Origin of the sequence: Bacillus cereus group sp. BfR-BA-01453 (genome assembly GCF_022662915.1) — a bacterium.
GTDB lineage: Bacteria > Bacillota > Bacilli > Bacillales > Bacillaceae_G > Bacillus_A > Bacillus_A paranthracis.
Map to the genome: position 1 here is coordinate 76,091 of NZ_JAKUEN010000013.1, position 26,019 is coordinate 102,109.

Consider the following 26,019-nt stretch of genomic DNA (forward strand, 5'->3'; position numbering starts at 1 on the left):
CTATTTTTTTAGGCACTTTTCATAAAATGAAGGTAAGGAAATGAAAGTAGGTGACAAAATGCCGTCAGTTGTGGAAGGCGTTATTATTGAAAACTGCAATGGAACGATTAATTTAGGAGATAAATATAACGTGCAGCCGATTGAAAAAACGAAAGCTTATAATGGATCGGGATCATCGAATACAGGGATTAAAGTACAAACATTTAGCGGGATTAGTACATCAGATGTAGGGGATAGCGATGTGAATGATCAAGGAATACAGTTTACTTTATAGAGAAATATGTAAAATTGCATAAAATGATGAACTTGTCCTGTGCTACAATCTAGCTGTGAGCTGTTAATGATTCTTCTGTATTATAGTTGTTAGATTAGAAATATAACATCTTATCGAAAATCATACGTATAAAAAAGACACTTCAACCGAAGTGTCTTTTTTCATTTTAGTGATACCCTTTAGCAGAGTCTTTATGAATTTTATTTTTAAAGATACTGTAGCTCCAAAGTTGATATCCAATAACAATTGGTACCATAACCATTGCAACGAAGAACATAATTTTTAAGTTTAATTGACTACCAGCTGCGTTGTATAACGTTGTACTATAAGCGTCATTAATACGAGATGGTAACATTCTAGGGAACATACCCGCAAAGCCAGTTGTCATAAACATTGCGATTGTTAAGCAAACGAATGTGAATGCAAGGCCGATTTTATGTTTGTGCACCATAATAAGTGCAAGTACACTCATTAACATTGCAAGTACTGGAAGAATGAATAGTACCGGATATTCTGTGAAGTTTTGGAATAAATTTGTACGATTTGCAGTTGCTACATAGAAAATAGCTAAAATGATAGCAGCTGCCATTGAAAATGGTCTTGCGATTTTATAAGCACGGTCGGATACTTCACCAGTCGTTTTAATCATAACCCAAAGGGCACCGGATACGACGAATATAGCAGTGAAGAACAGCCCTCCTAAAATACCGTAATGATTTAGTAAGCTAAGTAAATTTCCTTCATAGCCATTTTTTCCGATTTGTAGTCCGTAATAAAGATTAGCAAATGTAACACCGAATAGGAAAGCAATTAAGAAACTACCAATTGCAAATGCCCATTTACAAGTTTTTTGCCAAATTGGTGAATCATCTTTATGCATGAACTCAAGTCCAGCAGCACGAGCAAATAGTGCAAGTAATACTAAGAATAACGGTGTATATAAATAACTAAACATATTTGCATATGTGACTGGGAAGGCAGCAAATGTTGCGCCACCAGCTGTAATTAACCACACTTCATTACCGCCCCAGAACGGGCCAATTGCTTCTTGTAATTGATTTCGTTCTTGTCGGTCTTTCGTAACGAAAGGAAAAATCATTCCGTTACCAAGTGCATATCCATCAAGAATAAAGTAAACTGTCCAAATCACGCCCCATAAACCAAACCAGATAATCGCAAGCATATCATGAGACATGAGCCACGCCTCCCTTAGTAGCAGGTTCCTCTAATGCTGCTGGTCCTTTTTTGGCGAACTTCAGCATTAAGTATACGTCTGCGATTAAAAGTAAAGTGTAGAACAAGATTAAACTAATTAATGAGAACCAAATTTGCGGGACAGATATAGGTGATACAGATTCTGCGGTACGCATGAGTTTATATACTGTCCATGGTTGACGACCTACTTCGGCAACAATCCAACCAGCATTAATTGCGATATATGGTAGTAAAACAGACCATATTGTAATTTTTAAGTAACGTTTTGAGTTTTCTAGTTTTCCTTTTCGGTTTAAGTAGAAACCGTACCAAGTTAATGCCATAAAGAACATACCAAGTGCAACCATTAAGCGGAAGCTATAGTACACGAGGTTAACATTTGGACGATCTTCTTTCGGAATATCTTTTAAACCAACAATTTCCCCATCAAATGAATTTGTATAGAAGAAGCTTCCTAACTTTGGAATCGTTAGGAATTCAAAGTTCTTTTCGTTTTTCACATCAGGAATTTGAACAATCGAGAAGCCTTGTCCTTTTCCAGTTTCCCAAACAGCTTCCATTGCAGCACCTTTAGCAGGTTGATATTTAGCTGCGGATACACCAGATTGATGTCCCATAAACGGTGTAATTGTTGCGGCAAATAAGCCTAACATTAAGCCAAACTTAAATGATTTTTTGAAGAATTCAACTTCATTTTTACGTAATAAGTGATAGGCACTAATTGCCATGACGAAGAAAGCACCAACAATATAACAACCAACTACAGTATGGAAGAACATATTCCAAGCGTATGGATTCGTAACGAGTGCCCAGAAATCATTTAATTCAGCGCGGCCGTTACGTACGACGTAGCCAACAGGGTTTTGCATAAAGCCGTTTGCTGTAATAATCCAAAGGGCGGAAATATTTGTTCCAAGTGCAACCATCCACATACAGAAGGCACGGAACTTTGGTGAAATTTTGTCTTTACCGAATAACCATATTCCCATGAAAGTAGATTCTAAGAAGAAGGCAACGAGTGCTTCGATTGCGAGAGGTGATCCGAAAATATCTCCCATATATTTGGAGTACTCAGACCAGTTTGTTCCAAATTGGAATTCCATCGTAATCCCGGTTATAATCCCCATTACGAAGTTAATTGTAAATAATTTACCCCAGAAATTTGCCATTTTGCGGTATGTTGGATTCAATGTGCGGGCGTATTGAGTCTCCATACACGCTACTAAAATAACAAGTCCGATTGTCAAAGGTACAAATAAAAAATGATAAAAAACAGTAATTGCAAATTGAAAACGACTCAGTAACAGAACGTCGGACATAATAAATATTCACTCCTTTTTTACATTATCTACAATCAGTTTATAGTGAAAATGCGTTTAAAGTATGTGAGACTTGTTACAAAGCTGTGTGTATATTTTGAAAGAATTATGTCGATTATCTGAAAATATCTCATTTTTACTATAAAGCGATATCCTTTTTGAGTTTTTCATATTTTGGTACACTATTTATGTAGTGTAAATGAGAGAAAAGAGGGTTCCTTACTATGAAGTCATTAGAAGAGATTTTGCAATACAATGAGAAATTTGTGGAAGAGAAAAAGTATGAAGAGTTTGTAGCGGGGAAATTTCCAAACAAAAAGATGGTAATTATTTCTTGTATGGATACAAGACTTGTTGAACTATTGCCGAAAGCGATGAATATGCGTAACGGCGATGTGAAAATTATTAAAGTAGCAGGCGCTGTTATTTCACATCCATTTGGAAGTATTATGCGTAGTATTTTAGTCGCTGTATATGAACTTGGCGCTGATGAAGTATGTGTAGTTGGTCACCACGATTGTGGTATGGCAAAAATTCAAGCAAGCAGTACGATTGAGAAAATGAAAGAACGCGGTGTAACAGAAGAGAAATTAGATATGCTTCGTTATTCTGGAATCGATTTAGAACAATTTTTGCGCGGCTTCTCTAGTGTGGAAGAAAGTGTAGAACATAGCGTATCAGTACTTCGCAACCACCCATTACTTCCGGAAGAAGTACCTGTTCACGGTCTTGTTATCGATCCTGATACAGGAAAATTAGATTTAGTTGTGAATGGTTACGACAATTAAGAATGTACTTTGTCATCCTTTTTATCTGGGACAGGATCAAATCCTCCTGGGTGGAAAGGGTGACATTTTAATATACGCTTACAAGTAAGCAAAAAACCTTTGAGTGCACCATGTTTTTGAAACGCTTCTAATCCATAATGAGAGCAAGTTGGATAAAAGCGACAAGTGGGTGGTGTCATCGGAGAAATGAACTTTTGATAAAAGCGTATAATACCAATAAAAATCTGTTTCATAACGGTCTCCTTTTCAGCATATTCTTAAAGTATTATAGCACGACTGTACATAATACTTTACTAATGTGCATTTCCGTTATATCATATTGGATATAATGGAATTAAATTAAAAGCGGGAGAGATGTTGTATGCCATCAGTAGAAAGCTTTGAATTAGATCATACGATTGTAAAGGCACCTTATGTAAGACATTGCGGAGTTCACAATGTAGGTAGTGACGGTATTGTAAATAAATTTGATATTCGTTTTTGCCAACCGAATAAACAAGCGATGAAACCAGATGTTATTCATACGTTAGAACATTTATTAGCATTTAATTTACGTAAATATATTGATCGTTATCCGCATTTTGATATTATCGATATTTCACCAATGGGCTGCCAAACAGGATATTATCTTGTAGTAAGTGGAACACCGACAGTTCGAGAAATCATCGATTTATTAGAACTAACATTAAAAGATGCGGTTCAAATTACAGAAATTCCAGCTGCAAATGAAACGCAATGTGGTCAAGCGAAGCTTCACGATTTAGAAGGAGCAAAACGCTTAATGAACTTCTGGTTAAGCCAAGATAAAGATGAACTTGAGAAAGTATTTGGATAGAAAGAAAAACTGCCTGTGAAAGGGCAGTTTTTTTGTAGTACGATGATAAATGAAATGATATCAACGATTTTTCGAATATATCGACCGTAACTTGAAATATATCAACGATTTTTTTAATATATCGACGTTTCGACACTGGATATCGACTTACCAAAAAAAGTTGACAAAAAATCATCCCTATTTTATTGCGTGCTTGTAAATGCGAAATTGCTCAAGATTTCATTCTATACGTAGCGAAGGTAGTTTGATATGAGAACGAAGAGCATAAGAATAGAAACGAAAAAAACGGAATGCTCATGGATTTTCGTCCGGATATAAATTTGTTAATTCCGACAAGAATAAAGAAACAACTGAGAATAAATTGTACGTATGGGAGAAGTGAGAAATGATCGGTAATCTGGATATAAGTGCAAAGAGTGAGTATGAGAAGCGTGGAAAGTCCTAAAACAATCCGTAAACCAATTAGTATGTAATTCCCCCTTAAATAGATTATTTATCGGAATAGTTCTGAGAAGCTAAGAAATAAAGCACCAGCTCCAGCTATGAAAGCAAATATACCACTAGATTTTCTGTCTTGTTTTATTTCTCCTAGTCCTATAGTGAAAGCCATTAATCCTAAGAAAATGAACATGTAAGGCATAAGTTCTCTGTTGTTGCTGATAAAACTATAGGCTGCTATAGATAAGGCAAGAAGTGATAAAGTAATCCGCAGTCCTTTTAGCATGCATGTCCCTCCTTTTATTTTATATAGCTACTGATGAAAACAATCCAAATGAAAGCTCCAGCAACAATACAAATAACTCCTGTTCCGGAATCCTTTTTCTTTATTTGTTCAATAGCAATGAGAAACATTAAAGCTCCTAATAGAAATTGTGAAAGGGGGAGAAAGGTATTTTGCCCCGTATAGAGTCCGATTGCTGACATAATAATTACAGTGAGCGCGATTCCGATGCGAAGTATACGAAACATATTATGAATTCTCCTTATTATTTTTTGTATAAGGATTATCTTCTAGTTTATCGACAGAATGTTTATAAGCGTAGCCTTTGTTAATCGTCATGACGGAGAGTACTAATATGACTAGGACGATGATAATACCGATAATTAATATTTTGAACATGGAATCCCTCCTTTTCTATATTTTACATAATTTTGTATTTGATGAAAACAATAGAAATTAAAAGGATGAAAGAAGGGTGTTACATGGAGACGAAAAAAACATATTATATATCAATAGGAAACGGTCAAATTTCACAAGTGAAGACAGCGGATACGTATAATTTTGAGATTTCCGCAAATGATGAGGAAATTACGGAGTTAAGAGAGTACTTTGATCAAGCCTATGTAGAAGATTTAGGCTCATTTGTACGTTCTCACATTCCATTTGTTGAGTATCATCACGATTCAAATAATGACCGATATGATGAACAACTACAAAAAGCATATAAAATGATTTACGATTTAGGAAATCATGAGACGAAAGAATTAGTCGCACAAATGGGAATAATCAATGGATTATAATTGGATAATATTATGCAGAAAAGCGAGAATATGCTACAATTTGTGGTAGGAAAAACTTGTAACCATCAATAGGGGAGTAATGGCATGTACAAATTTAAAGATTATTACCACAACACTGTACAATTATCGTTTGAACGTTATCCATTTTCTCCTGAGCCAAAGCATGTTTGGGTTGTATGCCGGTACGGGGATCAATGGTTATTAACGCATCATTTACGTCGCGGTCTTGAATTTCCAGGTGGTAAAGTAGAACTCGGGGAAACACCGGAAGAAGCGGCAGTTCGAGAGGTTCATGAAGAAACCGGTGGCATAGTTTCTGATTTAACTTACTTAGGACAATATAAAGTATCTGGAAAAGACAAAATAATCATTAAAAACATTTATTTTGCAACAATTAGTGCGGTAGAAGAACATACGCATTACGAAGAAACGAAAGGATCTGTTTTATTAACAGACATTCCTGACAACATTAAAACGGATAGAAAATTTAGCTTTATAATGCGCGACGATGTATTGGCGCGTACGATGAAACATATAGAAGAAATCGGCTGTTTTACGAAGTAAAGTGGCCGGTTTCTTTTTTTGTGTGTAAAAATGTAAATATATCTTTACATTATTTTGGGTATATTATACAATTTTTGTAAAGATATATTTACATTTTAGGAGGGGGAAGATGGATAAAAGAAAAGAAACGATTGTTACTATTTCGATGGTTAAATTAAATGTCTATGCATTTCTTATAATATTTGTTTTGGCATTTGGAATTAGTTTTTTGCATGCATTTCTTTCAGGCGGGGTTCAATTTGACTTTACATTGCCTGTTATGTTTCTTTTAATTATTGGAATGATTGTTCTTGTTTGTATTCATGAAGCGATACATTTAATAGGATTTCGTTATATCGGAGGCGTTCCGTGGAGTGAGCTGAAATGGGGTGTCAATTGGAAATTGGGTGTTGCATATGCTCATTCTAAACAGGCGATTACAGTAAAGCAAATGAAGAAGGTGTTAATGCTGCCGTTTTTACCGACTGGAATTTTGCCAATTGTAATTGGGTTAGCTACGAATATGCCATTAATCTCATTTTTAGGAATTCTACTAACAGCAGGTTGCATGGGTGACATTGCCTTATATCAAAAAGTTTCAAAGTTTCCAGATGATGCGCTAGTTAAAGATCATCCGAGTAAACCGCAGTTTACAGTATATGAATCATAAGGGAAGAGGAGGCGTCGGGGAAACGAAGCCTCCTTTTACTATTGTCTTGTTTTTGTCTCTATCTCTAAAAACGAAAGCACCTCCAACAAATCATCCACCACACGCGAATGCTCAAAATCACCCCAAAATGAATCTCTTTTCCAAACACCAAGAATCCCTACTTGTTCAGAACCCAGTACATCATTTTCAGGATGATCCCCAACGTAAAGACATTCTTCCGCCTTCACATCTAGCTTTTTTAAAGCTCGTTCGAAAATTTCAGGATGTGGTTTTTTTATTTCTTCCGCTTCTGAAACGAGAATTGTATTTGTATACGTATGTATGTTTAGTGCGCGAAGATTGTTCATTTGAAAGTCAGTAAAGCCATTTGTGATAATACCAATTTTAATATTTTGTTGTGTTAAACGTCGAAGTAATTCATGCATGTTTTGGAAAGGGATACAATGATGTTGAAAATTTGTAATGTAGTCGTGCAGCAGTTGCTCTTGCGTTAAAGTAGTAATGTTGTATTCGGAAAGGAGAGTAGCATATACTTTATCCTTCCACGTATAGCCATTATTATCTAGTTCGAGAAATCGAGAACAATACTCGGATTTTTCTATGTTCATTAAATGAGAGATAAAGCGATTATATTGATCATGAATAAATTGTTCTAAAGATTGACGACGATCTAATAGTGTTCCATCTAAGTCGAATAGGACTGCCCGAATCATAGGAAACCTCCTTACAATTTTTATAATTTATTATCGCATATTCGTTAAAAAATGATTATGATATTTTTGTAGAATGTATTGATGGAGGAATGTATGAAGAGACTGTATGGTAAGTTAGTAGGGGTTATCGTCGCAATGGGTTTAATGGCAGGGTGCGGTAGTTCTATGAAGAGTGTGAAAGAAAAAGAAATTTGTAAAACAGAAGAAGAATGCGTGGAAATAGGAGATAAGAAACTTCAAAAAGTATATGAAAAAATAGATGGATTATCTGAGCTTGAAGCAGTAGAAGATTATGATATAGAAGAGCATGAAAGTGCGGATATGAAAGAGGCAGAGCAGAAAAAAGAAGATGATGATGAAAGTTATTTCTTTTTAGCTTCTTATTATATTGATGGTGATGAAATTGTAGATCCTTATTTTGAAAAAATAGAACGGAAACGTTTAAATAAAGTATTTGCTGAAGATAAAGAAGCGAAAGAAGAAGTACTGCAACAACGTCAAGATAGAGGGTATCATGAAGACTTGTGGGATATGTATCGCACGCTCATTCCAGCTAAATATCGCGGGAATATAACAGAATTTGATTTAATAACGGATGGTTATGACGGTGTTGTTGCTCACGTTATGCCTAGTATAGAGAATCCGAAAGACTGGACTCTTAGCTTAGATACGCTTGATTCTGCGGTAAATATCGATGAAGTGATGAAAACATTAATTCATGAGACGGCTCACGTGTTGACGCTCGGGCATAAGCAAATACCAGTAGATGAAAACTATATAAAGGATTTTGAAGAGGATAAAGATATTTCAACGTACCGAAATAAATGTGGAAATCTTTTCTTACAAGAGGGATGTGCGAAGGAAAACTCTTATATTCATCAATTTTATAATTCTTTCTGGAAGTCTATTGAGCAGGAGTGGACAGAAAAGAAAGTAGAAGAAAGTGAAGAAACGCAAATTGCATTTTTTAAAGAAAAGCATGATGAGTTTGTCTCACAGTATGGAACGACAAATGTAGCGGAAGATATTGCAGATACATTTACAGCGTTTATTTTACAAGACTCAAAAAAGGTGAAAGAAGGAACGGAGTTAAAATATAAAAAAATTGCCTTTTTCTATCAATTCCCTGAGCTTGTAAAAATGAGAGCGGAAGTGTTGTCGGGATTATATGATATTTCGAAAACGGTAGAACAACAAAGTGGAAACTAATGTGAGTTATATATGTTAGTTAAGAAAACGTAAAGAATTTTAGTTCTTTACGTTTTTTATGTTTATAAAATTGAAAATTCTGTCTTTTTATTAAAAAGAAGAAGGAACTATCACTATAAAATAGAATTAGTATAAAAATGTCACAATTTAGACACAATTATAATGCGCGTGTTATAGGGGCTATAAGTTTACTCTAGAGGAGGTAATGAAACGTATGAAAACGATTCTTGCTGTCGCTGGTCTCATTTGGGTAATGTCTCACGGTTTTCCGATTTTTGAAGGGGAGCAAATTCGTAGTGCATTGGATAAAAAGTTTAATGATTATCATGTGATAGATCGAAAAGATAATGTCGTTACAGTACGTGTGAAAGATTGTTTCCATACAGTTACGGTTGCGGATGGAAATGTTAAAAATGAAACAAAGATGTGTGATAAAAAGTAAAAGAAAGAAGCTGACTATAGTCTATCGCTCTAAGTCAGCTTCTTTTTCGTTTCCCAATTAGAAGTTTTTCAAATGCCTCAACAAACACATACATAAGTGTTGCGAGGACGCATGTGAGTAGTACGCTTAGTAAGACAAGTGTGAAATTAAATACTTGGAATCCGTAGCTAATTAAGTAGCCAAGGCCTTGTTTAGAGACGAGAAGTTCGCCGAATATAACACCGACCCACGATAATCCAACGTTCACTTTTAACGTTGAAATAATGGCTGGGAAAGATGCAGGGAGAACGACTTGTTTATAACATTGCCATTTATTTGCGCCAAATGTGTCCATCACTTTTATATAGTTAGAATCGACTTCTTGAAATGCGCTGTAAATAACGAGAATGGTAATGATGATAGAAATGATTACTCCCATTGCAATTGACGAAGAAATATTTGGGCCGAAGATTACAATGATAATCGGACCAAGTGCCACTTTTGGCATGGCGTTTAGGACGACGAGATATGGATCGAGTACGCGGGCGAGAAGTGGTAGCCACCAAAGGAAAGTAGCGATAATAGCTCCGAGCACTGTTCCAAGAATGAAGCCTACTCCCGTTTCAAGTAATGTCGTCCATATATGAACCAAAAGCGAACCGTCCATCCATTTACTAAGGAAGAGCTCCCAAATGCTTGAAGGAGAGCTAAAGAGTAAAGGGTCAATCCACTCTTTTTTGCTAGCTATTTCCCATAGTGCAAAGAAAAGAATGAGCAGTAAAAGCTGTAAAGACCGTGCTAACCATGCGCGCTTGCGTTCTTTCTTCCGAAACTGTTCATGTAGTTGCTTTATATTATCCAAGTCGCTCCAGCTCCTTCCATATATTTTGGAAGAGGGATGGGAAGTCATGGTGGTGGCGTGATTGTAACGGTGATAAGGAACGGATGCTTTCTGGGACGATAAATGTTTTTGCAATTTTTCCAGGATTCGCTTGTAGTAAATAAATACGATCACTCATCGCAATGGCTTCTTCAATATCATGTGTCACGAGTAGCGAAGTTTTCTTATATTTGTGTAGTAAGCTGAAAACGAGATCTTCTAGTTTCAATTTCGTTTGATAATCGAGCGCCGAAAAAGGTTCATCTAGCAATAAAATTTTTGGATTGGTCGCTAACGTTCGAACGAGGGCAGCACGTTGACGCATACCACCGGATAGTTCACGAGGATATTGCTGCTCTACATCATGTAGACCGACTTGCTTTAAAAGCTGTAAAGTATGTTCTTTCGTCTGTTCATCGTAAATGTTTCGGATATGAAGTCCAAGCATAATATTTTCTTCAATTGTCTTCCAAGGGAACAAGTAGTCTTGCTGCAACATATACCCCATAGATGAAGTTTTCGTTGTAATGGGCTCACCATCTAAAAAGACGATACCTTCAATTGGATCAAGTAGTCCAGCAATAATGGAGAGGAGTGTCGTTTTGCCGCAACCACTTGGGCCGAGTATCGAAATGAATTCGCCTTCTTCCACTTGTAAGCTCATATCTTCGAGAATCAATTTGGCATTCTCTTTTGCGAAAAAGCAGTGAGAAACGTTACGTATTTGTAAAAAACTCATACACTTCGCCTCTATTTCTTAATAACGCTTTCGGCAATTTTCGTATTGACGAGCGCTTCATATGGAACTTCTTTTTGTAATTCGCCAGCGTCTTTCATAATCGTTTGGAGCTGTTTCCATTCTTCAGCATCTAATAGCGGATTTGTCGCATAAGAATGTTGCTTTTTATACCGTTCAATTACTTTTACTGTAATGTCTTTTGAAGTGTCTTTAAATAATGGAGAAACGGCATCAGCAATTTCTTCTGGGCTATGAGTATCAACCCATTGTTGTGCTTTATACAGCGCCCGTGTGAATTTTTCAGCAGCAGCTTTATCTTTCTTTAAGAAACTTTCTTTTGCCATGAACGATGTATACGGAACAGTACCAGATTCATTTCCGAACGAAGCGACGATATATCCTTTTCCTTCTTTTTCGAATATACTTGCAGTCGGTTCAAAAAGCTGTACAAATTCTCCCGTACCAGATGCGTAGGCATTTGCAATATTAGCAAATTCGATGTTTTGAATTAAGTTTGTATCTTTGTGAGGGTCAATGCCATTTTTCTTTAAAACGTATTCTCCAACCATTTGCGGCATACCGCCTTTACGCTGTCCTAAAAACGTAACACCTTTTACGTCATTCCAATTAAAAGAGTCTAATTTTTTACGCGAAACTAAAAATGTTCCATCTGTTTGTGTAAGTTGTGCGAAGTTAATGACGGGGTCTTTTGCGCCTTGTTGATGAACGTAAATGGACGTTTCAGAACCGACGAGAGCAATATCAATCCCGCCAGATAATAAGGCAGTCATCGTTTTATCTCCTCCAGCTGTTGTTTGGAGGTCAACATGTAATCCTTCCTCTTTAAAAAATCCTTTTTCAATCCCGACATATAACGGGGCATAGAAGAGAGAGTGGGTAACTTCGCCGACTCGAACATTTTGAGTTTGTTCTTTCGTATCTTCTTTTTTACTACTGCAAGCAACAAGTGTGAAGACAGCTAGTAACATGATACAAAAAACAGCTATTAATTTTTTCACTATATAACACCTCCTAGAAGTCACTCTACAAGCATGATATGTAGGTAAGTGCCCACATGTGAGTGTAGATAGCAGGAATTTTTTTGGGGATAAAGAAGTACAAATATAAGGGGTGATAAAATGGAGTACGAATATGATGATAGCGTACATTTACATCTTGACTATTTCGGAACAGAATGTGATATGGAATCGATTGCTTATAAACGGAAGAATGAAGACGTGTGGGATGTATATTTTAATTTTGGAGCATATGGTCTTCAGAAAGATGGGATTGAGACGGGGAAATTTATGGACGAATATGCTGGTTATTACGTTTTTTCTGTACATGCTCGTGATCTTAGTTGGGAATTTGGAAGTGCTCAATTTGAAGAGTGGGTTTTGAAAAATCATATAGTAGAAAAATCGCTGCAAAAATAAGGAGGAATTTTGTGGTCGATTTTCTCATTTTCTTGTTCATTTTCGTAGTCGGATTTTTTATTATGCAAGTGCTCGTTTACCGATTTGCAAAGAAAAACATTCAAAAATATACAAAAACAAAATGGTTTCATATGTGGCTACATATGAATATGAAAAAAGGCCCGAGATTAGATTTTTTTGATTTTGTAGTTATTGTACTCGTATGTATCGTATGGAAAATATGGCTGTTTCCTTTTATATAATACACATGCTAATGATTTTTTCTTTTATCATAAAATAACGAAAAGAACCTGTCTTGTGGCAGGATTTTTTCGTTATAGTAATAGTTGTAAAAAACTTGCATTTATAAGTAAAATAGTGAGTAGTATTGTGAAAGATATTTTGACAAATATAGAAACACATACATACGGAATTAAAGTGTGATTACAGAATGGACAAATTGGCTGTTTGCAAAGTGTGGGGTAATAAGAAAGAGGTCGTCCACCGTTGGACGACCTCTTTCTTATTATGCTTGGTTCGTGCGGAAGAATGGAAGCTTCTGCGCAATGTGAATTAATCCGTATGCAAGAATTAAGCACATAAGGGGATTAATGAAAAATCCATAGCGGTTAATTGCTAAGAATAAGTTTGAGAAGATAATGTAAATAATAGAACTTGCTACTAGCATCATAACGCGTTTATGTTTAAATGAATTTAGCATGAAGCAGAAGCTGCTTAAGAATGTACCGATGATAAACACTCTATGACATAGTTGCATAAAGTTGTGAATACGGTATTGGTCTACAGCAGGAGCTGTTTTGAATAATTCAATTGTTTTACCGACAGTGAACCAAGAGAACCAATAAGTGAAGTCCGTCTTAAAGCCGTTCTTGATTAATTCTTTTGCGTATGCCCCTTTGTCATCTAAGCCTTTGGCTCTCATTTCATTTACTATATTTTCATATCCAATTTTATTAAATGGATCAGCACCCGCAATTAGTGGATCAGCACCTTGGGTTGAGAATAAAATAAATTGGTTGAGTGCTAAATAGTTACGAACAACCCATGCACCAATAATAAAGAAAGGTCCGATAAACCATAACAATCCGATTCGAATGGAGTCTTTAAATCCATATGTAAATAATACAACAAGAACAGGAATGAGCATCATTGGAGCTGGATTTGGACGGAACATAAGTAAAATTGAAACGACAATTCCAAACCATATATGGAATTTCACTTTATTGTATTTCCATGCGAGAACAAATACATATACACATAACGCTAATAAGAATATGGATGGAACTTCTGTTAGCAATGTACGGAAGTATGTATAGTTACTTGGATAAATAGCATATAAAATACTTGCAACAATTCCATAAATGTTTTTTTCGAACAATTCTTTTCCTATTAAGAATACTAATAGCACTGTGCATAGGTTCATAATCATGTTAATAACAGTTGCTACGTAATAGTAAGGAATTGATGTAATATCAGAAATAATCATAGCGCCAGCTAATAGTAATGGCTGACCTGGTGTGATATATGCATTTTTCCCTGGAACTTCACTAGGTTCTAAATACACATAACCAAATACACCATGTTTTAATAGTTGTTCAGCTGTTAACGAATAGTTAAAGGCATCATTTGCACCATATGTTACTTTGACTAACTCTCCATCTAATCCTGGCTGTTTTACTAAACAAAAAACGTGCAACAGGAAAGAAAGCGCCAAAATTGCATATACCGCTTTAGGCAAACTCTTAAACTTAGTAAGCAAAAATGAGCAACTCCTTTTTTATTAATTCTTTCGTATTTTCATGTGAAATCTTTAATAGTATTAAGGATTTCCAAAACATAGTTATTATATCATAAAGTGGAATGCTGAAATTAAGTTTTTCAAGAATGAGTAATTTGTATGCCATAATTTAACTGTTTACTAAGGGAATATTAAGACAATACATTTATGATAGAATCAAGTATGCAGACGAAATATGTCATATATGTTATTTTAATAGAAATAGTTCTTTCGATGCGGGGGAAATTAAGACATAGAAACGAGGGAATGAATTGAAGTATGGTTCTACACTTTTTGATCTTCCAAAAAGAAATATATTAATTTCTAGCATTATAAGTAGTATGGTGACTTTATTAGTAATAACTATGCTGTTTATGCTTTTAAAGGTTTTTAATTTAGACATAATGAAAGCTCATTTAAATCAAAATCTTGTTTTAATTGTTATGATGATTTTCATATGGGGCATAACATTTTATATTTCACATTTTAATAAAAAAGAGATGTCTACACTTAGGGCATCCCTACGAGTGCATTTTGTATTATTTTTACTAGCTCATACAGTAGCGTTATTTTATATTGTCATGCAAGTTAATATGAGTTTTATAGAGGCAATGAATTGGATTTACTTGTATAACATGCAGTTTATATTAAGTTTTGTAGCAATTTATGCAATATACATTCTTGTTTATAATTTAATAGGCAAGGTTTTTCTAAGTATGATTTTAACGAGCTGTACGTTAGTCATTTTAGGTATTGTGAATTATTTAAAGCTTATTTTTAGAGGTGATCCGCTGTATCCTTCTGATTTCACACAAATTATGCATATGCAATCTGTTATACCGATGGTGATGGACTATTTTAGCTGGAGTTATATTTTTGTCATTATCTTAAGTATCATGGCTTGTATTGTAGCAGGGATATATATGAGAAGGTATATTCAAAATGTAAAGACTCATCTAGGAATAAGAGCCTTATTAGTAGTAGGTTCTATTTTTGTTCTATATGCGTACGGTAATTTTGCGAACACATTTATGAATAAAGTATTTCAAAAATCAGGTGTAGATTTTGTTTTGTGGGATCAAAATGAGAACTATGCTTCAAATGGTTTTGTACTTGGGTTTATTAGCAATTTAGATACAACAGTTATGGAAAAACCAAAAAATTATTCTAAAGAAAATATGCTTCAAATAGCAAACGATATAAAAAAACAATATAGTGGAAATATAGGGAGCCAAAAGAAAAAAGAGAAACCGAATATTATTTTTGTAATGAGTGAATCGTTTTGGGATCCGACGAAAGCAACTAACCTTTCTTTTAGTGAAGATCCTGTACCAAATTTACATCATTATATAGAAAACTTTCCTGGTGGACAAACTATTTCTCCTACATTTGGGGGAAATACGGCGAACGTTGAATTTGAGGCATTAACGAGTTATTCAATGAGTTTGTTAAAGCCAGGTTCTATACCATATCAGCAGGTTATTACAAATAAGAAAGAAATTCCATCAATCCCTACGGCGTTGAAAAAAGAAGGGTATTACACAAGTGCAATTCATTCATTTGGTCGCACATTCTTTAAACGTGATGATGTATATAAGGTGTTAGGATTTGATAAATTTAATGCAGCTGATACGATGGAAAATGTAGATGTTGATGGAGATTATATTAGTGATTTAGCGATGAGTAAAGAGATAATTGCTGAGTTAGAGAAACAAAAACAACCTACATTTATTCATGCAGTTACGATGCAAAATCATTTTCCATTTACAGAGGGCCGATTTGGTGAAAACCTAATAGAAATTAGCGGGCTAGAAAATGAAGAATCAAAGGGAGAATTAGAAACGTATACAGAAGGGTTAAGACGTTCAGATGAGGCCCTTCAATATTTAATAGAGCAACTAGATAATTTAGATAGACCTACATTATTAGTATTCTTTGGAGATCATCTTCCATCATTAGGAACAAATAAATCTTTTTATAAAGAGAATGGGTATATAACGAATGAAAAAACACCGAGCGAACGTTTAGCGATGGCCCAAACGCCGCTATTAATGTACGCAAACTTTGATATGCCAAATGATAATTTAGGTGTAGTAAGTCCAATTTATTTTTCTAATCTTATTTTTGATTATGCAGGATTAAATAAATCTTTATTTTATCAATTTTTATCGGCATTTTACAAGGAAATACCGGTGCTTAGAGATGAATTAAAAATTGATAAAAATGGAGAAGTAATCAATGATTTAACAAAGAAACAAAAAGAAATGTTAGAGCAATATAAAATGCTCCAATATGATTTACTCGTCGGAAATCAATATAGCAAAGATATCCTCTTTAAGTAAAAGAAACAAAAAGAACTTGTATAACGATACAAGTTCTTTTTTATAGTATTTAACGGGGTAACCAGACAAGCTGGGTTTAGGGAGTATTACCTGTACATTTAGTATAAATGAAAATGTAATCGTTTTATCAGTTGATTTGTGAGAAATGTGTGAATTTTAACGTTTTTGAGAACTACGTTCCTATCGATACGATTTGGCATAGTTTTTTATGAATGCAAAAACTTTATAAGTTCTTCGTTTAATTCATCCGCTTGATCGATTGGGGAGCCGTGACCACTATTGGTGAGAGGATGTAACTGAGAATTTTTAATCCGCTTTTGCGTAAGTTCAGCGCTTTTGTATGGGATAAGTTGATCGTGAATACCGTGGAATATTTTTGTTGGCACGTTAATTTTACTTAAATCTTTCGTTACATCTTCATTTGCAGCTGCTTGCAATATTTTGATGAGGGCATAGGAAGCAGACTGCATACCGAGATAAGAAAACCATTCTAACGTAGCGGATCCTAAGTTTCTATTAAAAAATGATAAAGATACATCATTTAAAAATTTAGGGAGATTGGCATACATTTGATTAATGAGAGTATCTGCTTGTTCTTTTGGGACACCATAGGGAGATTCTTGATTTTTAACGAAAGAGGGGGAAACGGCATCGACTAATACAAGTTTAGAAATACGCTGACCATTATAGCGAGACATGTACCGAATAGAAAGGGCACCGCCTACTGAGAAACCGACTAATGTAGCATTTTCGACTTGAAGTGCTTCTAAAACGATGGCGATATCGTCTGCTAAACGATCGTATGTGTAACCAGTCCATGGTTTATCAGACTGCCCATTTCCGCGTATATCCATAGCGATGCAGCGGAAACCGTGCTGTGGTAACACGTTGAGTTGATATTGGTACATTTGATGATTTAAAGGCCAACCATGGACGAAGAACACAGTTTTACTACCAGGACCGGGATTAACATCTTGCACAAAAATATGCACATCTTTCTCGACGGTAACAAACATGAATGAGCCTCCTATTCATACGCCAGGAGCGTAGAATTTCGTTCTATTAAGACACTAAGCTTTCCTTCATTCTTACGTGTGATTGTAGTTACTTATCCCTCATCCATTCTCCGTAAACGCCCGATTGGTGAGGGGGGAAGTTTTCCTTCATTTTTTGCCGCTTATATAAAATCTCTCCCACATAATATACGTATTATTGTTTATAATTTTTATGATTGCATATCGTCTGAAAATATCACGATTTTGGGATGATTTTCCTCAAATGTTCGATTTATCTTTGTTTGTATAAGAAAATCATTTATTATAATAAATGATATTCTTCCAGATATTATGTTGAAGGGGTGTTGAAGTGAAAGAAAGTTTTCTATCATATAAAGAAGAAGAAAGGAATGCCAAAATCTTTTTGTGGGTGCTATACGTCATTGTTGTTTCATACCAAATTTTCTATGCAATCGTATTAGAAAATAAATCACTAACGGATAAGGGACATAGCATACTATGGCAAGTTATTTGCGGAACTGCAATACTCGGTGTAAATGTATATTTAATAAAAAAAGAGAAAGTGAATTTTGTGAAATATGCATGTGTATTTGCATACATAGGAATAGAAATTGCTAACATATTTTCGTATATGCTTTATAATGAGGCGGCATTTGATGGGGGAAATATAATAGAAATTATTTTCATCTTCTTTGTACCTATATTTTTAAATAAAAAATATTTTGTGTTTGTACTTTCAACTATTGTAGGGAAATATGTAATTTACTTATTTGTATTAAAAGAAGTAAAAGGATTTATGTTCCTCATTATGTATACACTTGTATTAATAGCAGCATACATCATTTTAAATCGATTTATACAATACCTTTCAGCGGTAAAGGAAAGTATTAAGATTGCTAGTGAATCACAAAAATTAGCAGTAATCGGAAAGATGGCAGCGACAGTGGGACATGAAATTAAAAATCCACTTGCTTCATTGAAAGGGTTTACGCAATTACAACGAGAGAAGCATGAAGAGGACCCTATTTATAAACAGATGATTTTTGAAATAGAAAATATGAATAATATGATAAGTGAATTGATGGAAGTTGCTACATGTAAACCCTCTATTTATAAAAAACATAATATAGGTGAAATTGCATTACAAGCAGTAGCAATTCTTCGAGAAAAAATGAATGAATCTACTGTCCAGCTTATGTCTAATATCGAAGAAAAGATAATAGAAGTTGAATGTGATGAGCGAAAAATAAGAGGAGTCTTTCTATATGTCATAAAAAATGCTCTGGAGGCGATGGAGCAAGGTGGCACATTAGAGTTACGATTAGAAAATAAAGGACAAGATTATGTAATGCTAAGTGTAATCGATAATGGTTACGGTATTAAGAAAGAGAATGTGGCTCGTGTTACGGAAGCTTTTTATACAACAAAACAGGATAAAATTGGTTTGGGACTTACGGTAGCAGATCGAATTGTCAACGAACACCTTGGTACGTTACATATTTCAAGTGAAAGAGATAAGGGAACGAGAATAGATATTATTCTTCCAAAAAAGTGTGGAAATAATGAAATACAAGTAGGAGAAAAGCTAGGAGTTACCATATGAATAAAGACGATATATTTAAAAATGAAGAAATGAAGGCGCTGAAAATATATTTAAGTTTATTTTTCATTATATTTTTTGTATACGATCTTGCCTACGAATTTGTTGTACCTTTAATAGGAGGAGAGCAAGAAGGAGTAGGACAATTTGAAGATGGTTTAGGTTTATGGCTTTATTTTCTGATGGTGGTTTTATTTTGCATTGGAATATACTTTATGAAATGGAAAAATCCATTTGCAGTAAAGTATATTATTCTAATTGGATATAATCTATTAGATTTTATCCATAATATTATGATTTACTACGGTAGTGATGCTGAGTTTGATGGTGGAAATATAGTAGAAGGATTTTTTATTTTATTTGCCCCACTTTTTGTGAATAAAAGATATTTTTGGTTAGTTCCGAGCATACTTGTTGGAAAATATGCTCTTATAGGAATCATGATTCACTCATCACTCGTTTTAATCCCGATGGCATTATATAGCGTATTTACTATCATATGTTGGATTATGTTTTTAAGGTTCCAATCTTACGTTCGTACGCTTGAGATGATGAATAAAGAAATACAACAAACAGAAAAGTTAGCAACTGTTGGGAAAATGGCTACGGTTATTGGTTCCAAAATTAAAAGACCTTTAGCTAATTTAGATAAATTTGTAAATAAGCAAGCGGTTAAATATCCAGAGGATAAAATATATAGTGATATTATGAAACAAGAAGTAGAACGAATTCATACAATCGCTACAGAACTTAGTGGATTTGAGAAATCTAAATCAATAGAATCAGAAGTTCATAATATAGAAGAAATTATCGCTTATGTTATTCGAGTTATGGGGAAGCCTGCTTTAAATCAAGGTGTGCACATACAAGGTATTTATAGTAAAGACATACCATCGATTACATGCGATGAAAAACGATTAAAACAAGTGTTTTTTAATTTAATTAAAAATGCGATTGAAGCAATGTCAGTTGGCGGAACGATTACGATTAAAGTGACTGTAGAAGATGCAATCATTGTTCAAGTTAAGGATGAAGGTTGCGGCATTCCAAAAGACAAAATCCCGAAGCTAAATGAAGCCTTTTACACAACAAAAGAAACGGGAACAGGTTTAGGCTTAGTAGTTACAGAAAAAATTATTAAAGACCACAACGGTAAAATGAGTTTTGAAAGTGAAGTTGGGGTTGGAACGACAGTGAAGGTTATGTTGCCGATACAATAAAAAATATATTTTAAAAAGGGAAATCATTTATTTGAGAGTGATTTCCCTTTTTTGTGAATAAAAATCCGGAAGTGTTTACACTATTGGTGCATTATGTATAATTACGAATCTAAGATATGGGTATTTTTATGGTGGTAATATAGAGTGAGTTTGTTAGTTGTTGACCTAAATTATTGAGGCTTTTTCTGTTGAATAAATTATTTTTAAGAGAGAACTAAATATTTGTGATTAGAAAAACAGAATATACAGCACTGGTAGTAATTCCAGGATTAATATAAAGGGATATAGCATCTCCTCTCGAAACGAGGTTTCCGGTTGTAATGCTACTCCAAGTTACAGTAGCTGGACCTACAGCTGAAGTAGGATTAAATACTTGAAGTTACCCCGATTCAGTAATTTTGTCAGTAGTAGACTACTTATTTTGAAAATGTAGTATTTAATGAGATGAGAAAATCATCTGTTTTCTTAATAAAATAATCTGGTTGTACAGTAAATGTAACAGATTGATAGTTTGGTAACCATTGTACGCCAATCGTTCGTACATCTGCCTGTTTTCCAGCAAGTATGTCAGCATCACTATCCCCAATAAAAATTGCTTCGTTTGCATTTACATGTAATGTATTTAATACAAGAAGAATACCTTCAGGATCAGGTTTTGGCTTCATTACATCATCTCCAGCTACTATACAGTCGAAGAAAGAAACTAATCCTAATGCTTTTAGAGAAATGTCCAGGCTTCTTCTTGCTTTTCCAGTTACGATAGCTAACTGAAACCCTTGTTTTTTTAAATGTATTAAAAGGTCTACTATTTCATGATTTCGCTCTACGTAATCATGATGCTTTTCTTCATAACATTCATAGTATCTTTCAACTGCTACTTCTTTTTCTTCAGAGAGTAAGTTCTCATGAATAATACCAATTTCACTTGGGCCAAACATAGAAAGAATCTCTGCTTCAGTAATTTCTTTATTATCAAATTGCCAAAAAACGTTTTGAAACGAGTAATAACATAAAGGTAAAGTATCAGCTAGTGTGCCATCAAAATCAAAAATAATTGTACGTAGCATTTTCTCACTCCTGTTTTAAGTTATTTTAAGGTTTATTTAAGGATTTATGTTGTGATATACTTAAAATAACTTAAAAGTACTTAAAAGTAAATAAAAATGGGTGAGAGTATGAATCAAGAGGAACGTTTAATAAAAATAATGGAGTATTTGAATGAACATAGGACGATGAGTTTGAAGATAATGTGTGAGCTATTTCAAGTCTCCAGAGATACAGCAAGAAGAGATATTGTAAAATTAACAAATGAAACAACAATAGTGCGAACCCATGGTGGTGTAGCTTTATCATCTTTCCACCATAAAATATCGGATTATGTAAATCGTGAGGAAAAAGAAATTGAATATAAGATATCTATTGGAAAGCGAGCTGCTTCTTTTGTAGAAGATAATGAAGTGATTTATCTTGATGTTTCAACAACTGTTAACTGTATGGCTTCATTTTTGACAGCAAGTAACATAACGGTTGTTACAAATTCAATTGATACAGTAAATCATTTAATGGATATGGAGAATGTAAATATTCATATTTTAGGTGGAGAATTAAATAAACACTCACGTTATATGACGGGTTTTTCTGCAATGGAGAAACTAAAAGATTATCATTTTGATAAGGTTTTTATTGGATCACCCGGTCTTACAGAAGATGGTGTCTATTATGCGTATGAGGAAGATATTCATTTTAAGCGTCAAATTGTTAAACAAACAAATGAAGTGTTTTTACTTGCTGATGAGACAAAAATGAATCAACGTCAAAACTTTAAGGCACTGTCATTAGAATCGATAGATACAATTATTACGAATGATGCTATACCTGGCGATTTAGAAAGAGTAGTGAAAGAATATGGAATTGAGCTAATCGTTGGAGTGAAGTAAAGGGGGACGTAAAAATGAAGGGGATTATATTTGATATTGACGGAACGATGTTAGATACGGAAAAAGCAGTTTTATATTCATTACAGAGAACGTTGCGAGATGAAGGGATGAATTATTCATTAGAAAAGCTACATTTTGCATTAGGTATTCCTGGTATGGCTACGTTACAAGAAATTGGTGTGGAAAATATGAAAGCAGTTCATGAGAAATGGATACGTAATATGGCAGATTTTAAGAATGAAATTACAGTATTTAAAGGAATTGCGGAAGTGATTGAAATAGTATCTTCATATAAGATTCGAACTGGTATTGTGACTTCAAAAACACGTCAAGAGTTTATCGATGATTTCCAGCCATTTGGATTACATTCATATTTTGAACACTCTATTTGTGTGGAAGATACAATGAAACATAAACCACATCCAGAGCCACTTGTGGCATGTCTAAAAAGATTGAATATAGAGGCACAAGAAGCGATATACATAGGTGACTCAGTATATGACTTACAATGCGCAAAACAAGCGGGAGCAAAATTTGGTTTAGCCTTGTGGGGAGCAAAGACAAGGAAAGGATTTGAAGAGGCTGATTATATTTTTCAAACGCCTCATGAAATTTTAAGTTTAGTAAAAAGAGATAGCTAAATTAGCTATCTCTTTAAAAATTTATAACCACCATTTTTCCTGTGGAACTAAAGTAACATCCACTTCAAAATTCTCTTTAAACCAATCATACATCAATGTTTCTTTCACTTACTACATACATTGTGTATTGTTCGTAATTTTCTGTATATATTTTTAAAGAAAAATGGTGGTACAATATATGAAGGATACGAGAAGAGAGGATGAAGATTAGAGTATGTACGTTACTGTAACAGAAGCAGCATATAAAAAAATTATGGATACGATTCCAAATGAAGCGAAATATATAAAGTTATTTTACGATAATGAAGGTTGCGGTTGTGTAATGAGCGGAATTATCGATTTAGTAGCTGTAGCAGAAAAAGATGAGCGCGATGTGGATATCGAATCTAGCACAATGAATTTTATCGCAGATCGCACAAAGCTTGTATTTATGGATGATAAATTAACAGTTGATTGGCATGAAGGTGGAGGGACGTTTCAGCTGAAGAGCCCGAGCCAATTTTATAATCCAAATATGAAGTTACATGTTCGAGTGTAAGTAAGGAAAGGTGGTTCCAAAATGTATTTTGGAACCACCTTTTTTATTGTAGGAATCGCTATTATTGTCGTTTTTTGTTGGTAAGTCGATATCTTTAAAAAATCGCTGATATAATTTGAGTTGCGCCGATATATTTGGAAAATCGCCGATATAATCAGAGTTGCGCTGATATATTCAGAAAATCGCTGATATAATTTCATGCCCCAAAACGTTTCATACAATACAAAGATTTTTTCACATAATGAAATGTACATATGATTGAATTTTCTGTATAATTGTTTTTGCGGAGGGGATACGCATGAGAAGATGGGGAATTGAGTTATTAATTTTAGCAGTCGTTATTATTTGGGGGATTAATTTTACGATTGCGAAATATGGACTTTTAGAATTTACAGCAATTGAGTTTACTGCACTTCGGATGATATCGGCGGCACCGCTTATGTTACTCCTTACATTTTTTATTGAAAAGTCGGTTTATATGGAGAGAAAAGATATACCTAGATTAATCATCGTTAGCGTTGTAGGTATTGTACTGTATCAAACGTTATTTATGGAAACTGTCAAATATACATCCGCTACAAATGCCTCTTTACTCATTTCCATTTCACCTATTTTTACAACTGTATTTGCGGTTTTTTTGAAACAAGAAAAGTTTTCTTATAGAAAGCTCATCGGTTCTATCATTGCTTTTGGTGGGGCAGCTTTAGTTTTAGTAGCAGGGCATTCACTGGCTAGTTCTTTTTACGGGAATGGGATTGGACTCATTACATCAATATGCTGGGGGCTTTATCCTGTTTTAGCTGGTCCATTAATTAAAAAATATTCAGCATTACGTGTTACCGCATGGTCAGCATTAGTTGGCGCGATTCCGCTCTTATTATTAAGTGGACCACATGTATTTACAATGCCATTTTACATTACACATGGAATGACCCTATTTGCTTTACTATATTCTATTTTCTTTGTAACAGTATTTGGTTTAGTGATATGGTATGTAGGCGTTCAAAAAATTGGGGCGTCACATACGATGGTATATATGTATATAACGCCGCTTGTAGCCGTTTTATTTGCAGCTGTATGGGCAGATGAATATGTATCGTTTCAACAAATAATCGGTGGAATTATTATTTTCTTCGGTTTATGGTTTGTGAAATCGGAGAAAGTAAAAGTGCATTCTACTGCGGGAGAACCTATATCAAAATAGGAAAACAGATCACCTATGATCTGCTTTCCTATTTTTTTATTTTTGGTAAGAAGATGAGAAATAAGATCGCAGTAATAAGAGGAATTAAGTTTAAAAATGGAATACGGAAGAGTGTGATAAGAATAATACCCGGAAGAAGGACACCGAGGACAGCGTAGAAAATACTATGGTTTTTCGTGTACCAATACAATGAAAGTCCAATAAGTGCAGGGATAATGAGGTGAATGAGAGCCATTAAAAAATAAATCATTAGACGCCCCCTTTATTTGTGTACTTATTACATCATATCCGTATGTTCATAGATTGATATCAATTTTTTCATAAATGGACGAAAAATGTTTGAAAAAACGTCACAAATTATGAAAATATGATGTTTAAAATCTTGTATAATATTATTTTCTAAAAATATTTAAACAACATAAACATACCGTTTATGTTGTTTTTTATTTGAGTGAAATGGGTTTAAGTAGTATGAACTTGAAAGAAGTCTTTTGTTGGATAGATAAAAATTACTGAAGAAGAGGAGAACAGCATGATTAGTATGTCGTTAAGGTCGTTTAAAATTCAATCGTATTATATACTAGGTTTTCTTTTGCTAGGCTGGATGGTAACACCGTTTTCAGCACATTTTTTAGGTGCAGGAATTGGACTTATTGTAAGTATGTATTGCGTGTGGCTTTTAGGGAGACGAATTGAGAAGCTTGGAGATAGTATCGTAAAGAAAACGAAAGCGCCGACGCTCGGTATGTTTAATCGTTTTGCCGCTGCTATTTTAGGCGCTATTATTATGTACGAAATTGAGCACCATATGGTGATGTGGGCATTTGCAGTAGGGATTATGGGCGGTTATTTCTTAATTGTTGTGAATTTAGGATACTATAGTATGAAAGATGAGAAAGAATTAACAAAGAGCTAAAAAGATAAAAAGATAAAAAGATAAAAAGATAAAAAGATAAAGAGCATCTTTTAGATGGAATAGAGGATCCAGCGGGGGATAGAAGCGGTCAGAGCCTGTTTTCGCCCCACGCGGAGTGAAACCAGAGGGATGTAGTGAGTGGGAATATAATTTATATGTTCGAAGCCGTGATTTGCCTGAGTGGAAATGTGGGTTACTCTGGAATAGAGGATCCAGCGGGGGATAGAAGCGGTCAGAGCCTGTTTTACCCCATGCGATGTGAAAC

32 protein-coding genes and 1 pseudogene are annotated in these 26,019 nt (G+C 34.4%); 19 read left to right on the forward strand and 14 right to left on the reverse strand.

Going from position 1 to position 26,019, the window contains the following annotated elements; translation table 11 throughout:
* Window positions 1–40: 40 nt before the first annotated feature.
* Complete coding sequence (locus MR070_RS21305) at window positions 41–274, forward strand: spore germination protein (RefSeq protein WP_001998505.1); 234 nt, start codon at window positions 41–43, stop codon at window positions 272–274.
* 166 nt (window positions 275–440) lie between these two features.
* On the opposite strand, the gene cydB is transcribed toward MR070_RS21305, so the two are convergent.
* Together cydB and cydA are read right to left on the reverse strand one after the other, a co-directional pair.
* On the reverse strand, window positions 441–1,469 hold the full coding sequence (cydB, locus tag MR070_RS21310; RefSeq protein WP_044793599.1) for a cytochrome d ubiquinol oxidase subunit II: 1,029 nt from the start codon (window positions 1,467–1,469) through the stop codon (window positions 441–443).
* Window positions 1,459–2,808 (reverse strand): cytochrome ubiquinol oxidase subunit I, encoded by a 1,350-nt coding sequence (gene cydA / locus MR070_RS21315; RefSeq protein WP_098920909.1) that lies wholly within the window; start codon window positions 2,806–2,808, stop codon window positions 1,459–1,461. The genes cydB and cydA overlap by 11 nt, the downstream gene beginning before the upstream one ends.
* 224 nt (window positions 2,809–3,032) lie before the next feature.
* On the opposite strand from cydA, the gene MR070_RS21320 reads away from it, so the two are divergent.
* On the forward strand, window positions 3,033–3,596 hold the full coding sequence (locus tag MR070_RS21320; protein ID WP_000838163.1) for a beta-class carbonic anhydrase: 564 nt from the start codon (window positions 3,033–3,035) through the stop codon (window positions 3,594–3,596).
* Here MR070_RS21320 and yidD read toward each other — a convergent pair.
* The gene (yidD, locus tag MR070_RS21325; RefSeq protein ID WP_242261961.1) at window positions 3,593–3,829 is read right to left on the reverse strand and encodes a membrane protein insertion efficiency factor YidD; all 237 of its coding nucleotides are present in this window, start codon (window positions 3,827–3,829) and stop codon (window positions 3,593–3,595) included. The genes MR070_RS21320 and yidD overlap by 4 nt on opposite strands.
* A 128-nt stretch (window positions 3,830–3,957) precedes the next feature.
* Here yidD and luxS point away from each other — a divergent pair, with 128 nt between their 5' ends.
* Window positions 3,958–4,431 (forward strand): S-ribosylhomocysteine lyase LuxS, encoded by a 474-nt coding sequence (luxS, locus tag MR070_RS21330; protein ID WP_001141369.1) that lies wholly within the window; start codon window positions 3,958–3,960, stop codon window positions 4,429–4,431.
* A 493-nt stretch (window positions 4,432–4,924) separates the two neighbouring features.
* Here luxS and MR070_RS21335 read toward each other — a convergent pair whose 3' ends face one another.
* From MR070_RS21335 to ytzI, 3 genes are read right to left on the reverse strand one after another with little or no spacing between them, the layout of a single operon-like run.
* Window positions 4,925–5,155, reverse strand: coding sequence for a YczI family protein (locus tag MR070_RS21335; RefSeq protein WP_242261962.1), 231 nt, complete (start codon window positions 5,153–5,155; stop codon window positions 4,925–4,927).
* A 14-nt stretch (window positions 5,156–5,169) separates the two neighbouring features.
* Complete coding sequence (locus MR070_RS21340; RefSeq protein ID WP_000488457.1) at window positions 5,170–5,400, reverse strand: DUF3953 domain-containing protein; 231 nt, start codon at window positions 5,398–5,400, stop codon at window positions 5,170–5,172.
* A gap of 1 nt (window position 5,401) precedes the next feature.
* Window positions 5,402–5,551, reverse strand: a complete 150-nt coding sequence (gene ytzI / locus MR070_RS21345; RefSeq protein WP_000472798.1) for a YtzI protein — start codon at window positions 5,549–5,551, stop codon at window positions 5,402–5,404.
* Between the two features lie 83 nt (window positions 5,552–5,634).
* On the opposite strand from ytzI, the gene MR070_RS21350 reads away from it, so the two are divergent.
* The 3 genes from MR070_RS21350 (at window position 5,635) to MR070_RS21360 (ending at window position 7,165) form a co-directional block, all read left to right on the forward strand.
* Window positions 5,635–5,952: a hydrolase gene (locus tag MR070_RS21350; protein ID WP_242261963.1), complete on the forward strand. Its 318-nt coding sequence runs from the start codon at window positions 5,635–5,637 to the stop codon at window positions 5,950–5,952.
* 84 nt (window positions 5,953–6,036) lie between these two features.
* Window positions 6,037–6,516: an antimutator 8-oxo-(dGTP/GTP)ase gene (gene mutTA / locus MR070_RS21355; RefSeq protein WP_000276386.1), complete on the forward strand. Its 480-nt coding sequence runs from the start codon at window positions 6,037–6,039 to the stop codon at window positions 6,514–6,516.
* A 109-nt stretch (window positions 6,517–6,625) separates the two neighbouring features.
* The gene (locus MR070_RS21360; protein ID WP_000361272.1) at window positions 6,626–7,165 is read left to right on the forward strand and encodes a DUF3267 domain-containing protein; all 540 of its coding nucleotides are present in this window, start codon (window positions 6,626–6,628) and stop codon (window positions 7,163–7,165) included.
* A 38-nt stretch (window positions 7,166–7,203) separates the two neighbouring features.
* Here MR070_RS21360 and MR070_RS21365 read toward each other — a convergent pair whose 3' ends face one another.
* On the reverse strand, window positions 7,204–7,878 hold the full coding sequence (locus MR070_RS21365; RefSeq protein ID WP_242261964.1) for an HAD family hydrolase: 675 nt from the start codon (window positions 7,876–7,878) through the stop codon (window positions 7,204–7,206).
* 93 nt (window positions 7,879–7,971) lie between these two features.
* Here MR070_RS21365 and MR070_RS21370 point away from each other — a divergent pair, with 93 nt between their 5' ends.
* Window positions 7,972–9,087, forward strand: a complete 1,116-nt coding sequence (locus MR070_RS21370; RefSeq protein ID WP_242261965.1) for a recombinase family protein — start codon at window positions 7,972–7,974, stop codon at window positions 9,085–9,087.
* Window positions 9,088–9,301: 214 nt separating this feature from the next.
* Complete coding sequence (locus MR070_RS21375) at window positions 9,302–9,529, forward strand: hypothetical protein (RefSeq protein WP_000849109.1); 228 nt, start codon at window positions 9,302–9,304, stop codon at window positions 9,527–9,529.
* A gap of 34 nt (window positions 9,530–9,563) precedes the next feature.
* Here the strand turns inward: MR070_RS21375 and MR070_RS21380 are convergent, their stop codons facing one another.
* Genes MR070_RS21380 through MR070_RS21390 form a run of 3 tightly spaced genes read right to left on the reverse strand, consistent with a single transcriptional unit; the run spans window position 9,564 to window position 12,146 of the window.
* The gene (locus MR070_RS21380; RefSeq protein ID WP_242261966.1) at window positions 9,564–10,370 is read right to left on the reverse strand and encodes an ABC transporter permease; all 807 of its coding nucleotides are present in this window, start codon (window positions 10,368–10,370) and stop codon (window positions 9,564–9,566) included.
* Window positions 10,363–11,127, reverse strand: coding sequence for an ABC transporter ATP-binding protein (locus tag MR070_RS21385; protein ID WP_242261967.1), 765 nt, complete (start codon window positions 11,125–11,127; stop codon window positions 10,363–10,365). The genes MR070_RS21380 and MR070_RS21385 overlap by 8 nt, the downstream gene beginning before the upstream one ends.
* A gap of 11 nt (window positions 11,128–11,138) precedes the next feature.
* A complete protein-coding gene (locus MR070_RS21390; RefSeq protein WP_070807023.1) occupies window positions 11,139–12,146 on the reverse strand; it encodes an ABC transporter substrate-binding protein in 1,008 nt (335 codons plus the stop codon).
* A 120-nt stretch (window positions 12,147–12,266) separates the two neighbouring features.
* Here MR070_RS21390 and MR070_RS21395 point away from each other — a divergent pair, with 120 nt between their 5' ends.
* The 3 genes and pseudogenes from MR070_RS21395 to MR070_RS21405 all read left to right on the forward strand — a co-directional run.
* On the forward strand, window positions 12,267–12,563 hold the full coding sequence (locus tag MR070_RS21395; protein WP_000455572.1) for a DUF3986 family protein: 297 nt from the start codon (window positions 12,267–12,269) through the stop codon (window positions 12,561–12,563).
* 11 nt (window positions 12,564–12,574) lie between these two features.
* Window positions 12,575–12,805 (forward strand): hypothetical protein, encoded by a 231-nt coding sequence (locus tag MR070_RS21400; protein WP_242261968.1) that lies wholly within the window; start codon window positions 12,575–12,577, stop codon window positions 12,803–12,805.
* A 106-nt stretch (window positions 12,806–12,911) separates the two neighbouring features.
* Window positions 12,912–12,986 (forward strand): annotated as a pseudogene (locus MR070_RS21405) (DUF2196 domain-containing protein); the annotation flags it as partial.
* An 82-nt stretch (window positions 12,987–13,068) separates the two neighbouring features.
* On the opposite strand, the gene MR070_RS21410 reads toward MR070_RS21405, so the two are convergent.
* Window positions 13,069–14,322, reverse strand: coding sequence for a glycosyltransferase family 39 protein (locus MR070_RS21410; protein WP_044793590.1), 1,254 nt, complete (start codon window positions 14,320–14,322; stop codon window positions 13,069–13,071).
* Window positions 14,323–14,612: 290 nt separating this feature from the next.
* On the opposite strand from MR070_RS21410, the gene MR070_RS21415 reads away from it, so the two are divergent.
* The gene (locus MR070_RS21415) at window positions 14,613–16,682 is read left to right on the forward strand and encodes an LTA synthase family protein (RefSeq protein ID WP_044793589.1); all 2,070 of its coding nucleotides are present in this window, start codon (window positions 14,613–14,615) and stop codon (window positions 16,680–16,682) included.
* Window positions 16,683–16,888: 206 nt separating this feature from the next.
* On the opposite strand, the gene MR070_RS21420 is transcribed toward MR070_RS21415, so the two are convergent.
* Window positions 16,889–17,698, reverse strand: a complete 810-nt coding sequence (locus tag MR070_RS21420; RefSeq protein ID WP_044793588.1) for an alpha/beta fold hydrolase — start codon at window positions 17,696–17,698, stop codon at window positions 16,889–16,891.
* Between the two features lie 349 nt (window positions 17,699–18,047).
* Here MR070_RS21420 and MR070_RS21425 point away from each other — a divergent pair, with 349 nt between their 5' ends.
* Window positions 18,048–19,301, forward strand: a complete 1,254-nt coding sequence (locus MR070_RS21425) for an ATP-binding protein (protein WP_242261969.1) — start codon at window positions 18,048–18,050, stop codon at window positions 19,299–19,301.
* The gene (locus tag MR070_RS21430; protein WP_242261970.1) at window positions 19,298–20,518 is read left to right on the forward strand and encodes an ATP-binding protein; all 1,221 of its coding nucleotides are present in this window, start codon (window positions 19,298–19,300) and stop codon (window positions 20,516–20,518) included. The genes MR070_RS21425 and MR070_RS21430 overlap by 4 nt, the downstream gene beginning before the upstream one ends.
* Before the next feature lie 416 nt (window positions 20,519–20,934).
* On the opposite strand, the gene MR070_RS21435 is transcribed toward MR070_RS21430, so the two are convergent.
* A complete protein-coding gene (locus MR070_RS21435) occupies window positions 20,935–21,585 on the reverse strand; it encodes an HAD family hydrolase (RefSeq protein ID WP_242261971.1) in 651 nt (216 codons plus the stop codon).
* A gap of 108 nt (window positions 21,586–21,693) precedes the next feature.
* Between MR070_RS21435 and MR070_RS21440 the strand changes: the two genes are divergently transcribed.
* From MR070_RS21440 to MR070_RS21455, 4 genes are all read left to right on the forward strand, one after another.
* Window positions 21,694–22,455, forward strand: a complete 762-nt coding sequence (locus MR070_RS21440) for a DeoR/GlpR family DNA-binding transcription regulator (protein ID WP_048551248.1) — start codon at window positions 21,694–21,696, stop codon at window positions 22,453–22,455.
* A 14-nt stretch (window positions 22,456–22,469) separates the two neighbouring features.
* Complete coding sequence (locus MR070_RS21445) at window positions 22,470–23,096, forward strand: HAD family hydrolase (RefSeq protein ID WP_242261972.1); 627 nt, start codon at window positions 22,470–22,472, stop codon at window positions 23,094–23,096.
* Window positions 23,097–23,310: 214 nt separating this feature from the next.
* Window positions 23,311–23,634: an iron-sulfur cluster biosynthesis family protein gene (locus MR070_RS21450; RefSeq protein WP_000289565.1), complete on the forward strand. Its 324-nt coding sequence runs from the start codon at window positions 23,311–23,313 to the stop codon at window positions 23,632–23,634.
* Window positions 23,635–23,932: 298 nt separating this feature from the next.
* Window positions 23,933–24,838 (forward strand): DMT family transporter, encoded by a 906-nt coding sequence (locus MR070_RS21455; RefSeq protein ID WP_242261973.1) that lies wholly within the window; start codon window positions 23,933–23,935, stop codon window positions 24,836–24,838.
* A 28-nt stretch (window positions 24,839–24,866) separates the two neighbouring features.
* On the opposite strand, the gene MR070_RS21460 is transcribed toward MR070_RS21455, so the two are convergent.
* Window positions 24,867–25,088 (reverse strand): hypothetical protein, encoded by a 222-nt coding sequence (locus MR070_RS21460; RefSeq protein ID WP_000639042.1) that lies wholly within the window; start codon window positions 25,086–25,088, stop codon window positions 24,867–24,869.
* Window positions 25,089–25,370: 282 nt separating this feature from the next.
* Here MR070_RS21460 and MR070_RS21465 point away from each other — a divergent pair, with 282 nt between their 5' ends.
* Window positions 25,371–25,754 (forward strand): ATP synthase subunit I, encoded by a 384-nt coding sequence (locus tag MR070_RS21465; protein ID WP_000624921.1) that lies wholly within the window; start codon window positions 25,371–25,373, stop codon window positions 25,752–25,754.
* The last annotated feature ends 265 nt before the right edge of the window (window positions 25,755–26,019 follow it).